2 protein-coding genes and 1 pseudogene are annotated in these 3,020 nt (G+C 44.0%); all 3 read left to right on the top strand.

From position 1 onward, the window contains the following. Positions 1-192 (top strand): annotated as a pseudogene (locus tag Xinn_RS22285) (IS3 family transposase); the annotation flags it as partial. A 241-nt stretch (positions 193-433) separates the two neighbouring features. Then, positions 434-2,242 carry a protein-disulfide reductase DsbD gene (locus Xinn_RS20330; RefSeq protein WP_086954385.1) on the top strand — a complete coding sequence of 603 codons (1,809 nt, stop codon included), beginning with the start codon at positions 434-436 and terminating at the stop codon, positions 2,240-2,242. A 25-nt stretch (positions 2,243-2,267) separates the two neighbouring features. Beyond that, positions 2,268-2,840: a division control transcriptional repressor DicD gene (gene dicD, locus Xinn_RS20325; protein ID WP_086954386.1), complete on the top strand. Its 573-nt coding sequence runs from the start codon at positions 2,268-2,270 to the stop codon at positions 2,838-2,840. Positions 2,841-3,020 lie beyond the last annotated feature (180 nt).

Below are 3,020 nucleotides of genomic sequence, written 5' to 3'. Positions count from 1 at the left end.
CATAGTGGGATAAATTATGTGACACCGGGCCAACGGCACAGAGGCGAAGACAAAGTCATTTTAACACAGCGGGATGGCGTTTATCGCCAGGCTAAACTCACCTCTCCGGAACGCTGGTCGCGCAGCACCAGAAACTGGCAATGGGTAGAAACAGTGACGCTGAATCCTGAACGAGAACAACAGGCCGCTTAAATTCATTAATGGTGCCAACTATGTTGACAATTACCGGGGGAAACTCCCTGAAATATTCTCTTTCTCTTATTTTCTTCCTGACAACTTTCCCTGAAAAAAACACGTCATTGCATTAATATTAGTCAATCAGCTTCTTGTCACAGATTCCATCGGTTATAGTGCTTATTTTGGTCGTTGTGCCGATTCTGATAAATTTCACCCATTGACTCTCTATAATAATTGGCAGGTAAAAAATTATCCTATGATGAAACGTATTCTCATATTGTTTCTGCTGTTTGGTGCAATTAGCGCTTTTCCTCTTAAATCCAGTGCGCTATTCAATCAAACTGGACAACCGGGACAGAATCGGTATCTTCCCGCTGAACAGGCTTTTATGTTTGATTTTCAGCAAAAAGGGGAGCAACTCACGTTAAATTGGGATATTAAACCCGGCTATTACCTCTATAGAAAACAGTTCATTATCACGCCCGATCAACAAACGTCTTTAGGCCATATTGATTTCGCCAAAGCAACAGCTCATGAAGATGAGTTTTTTGGTAAAACGGAGGTCTATTTTCAGTCTGCGAACATCAGTATCCCGATACTTGCTGCAACAAATGATTCCACTCTTCAGGTTACCTATCAGGGGTGTGCGGAAGCAGGGTACTGTTATCCTCCAGAAACAATTAGCGTACCGTTATATGCTGTCACAACTTCCACAAAATCATCGACAGATGGAACCCCAAAACAACCAGAATCCAAGCCTTCTGCAATAAAAGCACCTCAAAATGAATCACTGCCACAGGAAGAAGCTTTACTCAAAACGGATCAGATGCCATTTTCTCCCCTATGGGCATTATTAATTGGTATAGGTATCGCATTTACCCCATGTGTCCTGCCAATGTATCCGTTAATTTCAGCCATTATTCTGGGACAGAAACGTCCTGAAAGTCTGAAACGTATTTTCTGGCTGGCAATGAGCTATGTGCAGGGAATGGCCATCACGTATACGGCTTTAGGGTTAATTGTTGCCGCAGCAGGTTTACAGTTTCAGGCCGCACTGCAAAGCCCTTATATTCTGATAGGGCTTTCCGTCCTGTTTATTCTGCTGGCGTTATCCATGTTCGGAGTATATTCACTCCAGCTCCCTTCCTCCGTTCAGACTCGTTTGGTGAACTGGAGTAACCAGCAAAAAAGTGGCTCTTATTTTGGTGTATTTATGATGGGGATGCTGGCAGGCCTGATTGCATCTCCCTGCACAACCGCTCCACTCAGCGCCATTTTACTTTACATTGCCCAGAGCGGTAACGCAGTCCTCGGTGGACTGACGCTTTACCTCTATGCGCTGGGAATGGGGTTACCCCTTATAGCCGTCACTTTATTCGGCCACAAATTCTTACCCCGCAGTGGTCCGTGGATGCAGTACGTCAAAGAAGCATTCGGTTTTATCATCCTTGCTCTGCCAATATTTTTGCTGGAAAGAGTTCTTGGTGATACGTGGGGAATAAGGTTATGGAGCATACTGGCTGTTGCCTTCTTTGGCTGGGCTTTTGCATTGACGCTAACTCACAAAAATGGTTGGTTACGTACTCTGCAACTCATCTTACTGGCACTGGCTTTAATCGCCTCGCGTCCTTTACAGGACTGGGTATGGGGAAATCCTGTTACAGAGCAACAACAAACATCTTTGCAGTTCCAACAAGTCAGTGACTGGCAGGAATTGAACCAGATTCTGGCTGAAAACCGTCATAAACCAATCATGCTGGATCTCTATGCAGAATGGTGTGTCGCCTGTAAAGAGTTTGAAAAATATACTTTCCGTGACTCAGAAGTGCAAAAACAGTTAAGTAACTTTCTCATATTGCAGGCTAATGTCACAGAGAATGGCCCTGCCCAGAAAGAGTTGCTGAATAAACTGAAAGTACTGGGGCTTCCCACTATCCTGTTTTTTGATACTCAAGGTAACGAACTTCCCGATTCACGAATCAACGGATTTATGGATGCAGAACACTTTAATCGCCATTTAGAACATTTATACCCAATAGCTTCCGAACAGAGAGCTACAAGGTAAAAAATCATTAAAAAGGAGAGCAACAGTGCAACGTGAATATGTCCTTAGTCAGACACTCAATTTACTTGAGCAATATGGTCTATCAGTAACACTGGAGACACTTTTGACTCCCCTTAATATTGATTTCGACCAAATAAAACAATTCTGGCCTGACCGTGAGGCTCTGCTTTACGACTGCCTGCGTTTCCACAGCCAACAAATAGAAGCATGGCAGCGCCATACCCTGCTGGATGACACATTAACCCCAGAGCAAAAACTATTGGCTCGTTACGACACCCTCAAAGAAAAAGTACAGGAAAATCGCTGCCCCGGCTGCCTATTCATTGCAGCATGTAGTGCTTTTCCTGATACCGATCATCCTATCCATCAATTGGCGGCATTACAAAAGCAAAGCTCATTTCAATATACGAACGAGCTATTACAGCAAATCGGCATTGAAAATAGTGAACAGGTTGCCAAACAGATGGAATTTATCCTTGAAGGGTGCCTCAGCAGGCTGTTAGTGAAAAAAGATATTGAAGATGTGGTAACGGCAAAACTGCTGGCTCAGGATATTTTGACCATTGCTAATTGCCGGAAAGACGGTGCATTAAGCTAACAAAAGCAGGCAAAGCTGAATAATCGCACTAAATCAGTATAAAAATCCCGCCAACAACTGTTTTTCATGTTTTTTTCGCAAAAAGTCGTTGACGGATTGGCGGGAATACTGTTTAATGCGTCCCCGTTAGCCCGGATAGCTCAGTCGGTAGAGCAGGGGATTGAAAATCCCCGTGTCGGT

Source organism: Xenorhabdus innexi (genome assembly GCF_002632485.1).
In the GTDB taxonomy this organism is placed as follows: Bacteria; Pseudomonadota; Gammaproteobacteria; order Enterobacterales; family Enterobacteriaceae; genus Xenorhabdus; species Xenorhabdus innexi.
This window is presented reverse-complemented; position numbering and strand designations above follow the sequence as displayed.

Bases quoted from the DNA above. Each gene is read 5' to 3' on its own strand.
- Xinn_RS20330 (WP_086954385.1), top strand. From the start codon at position 434: ATGATGAAACGTATTCTCATATTGTTTCTGCTGTTTGGTGCAATTAGC.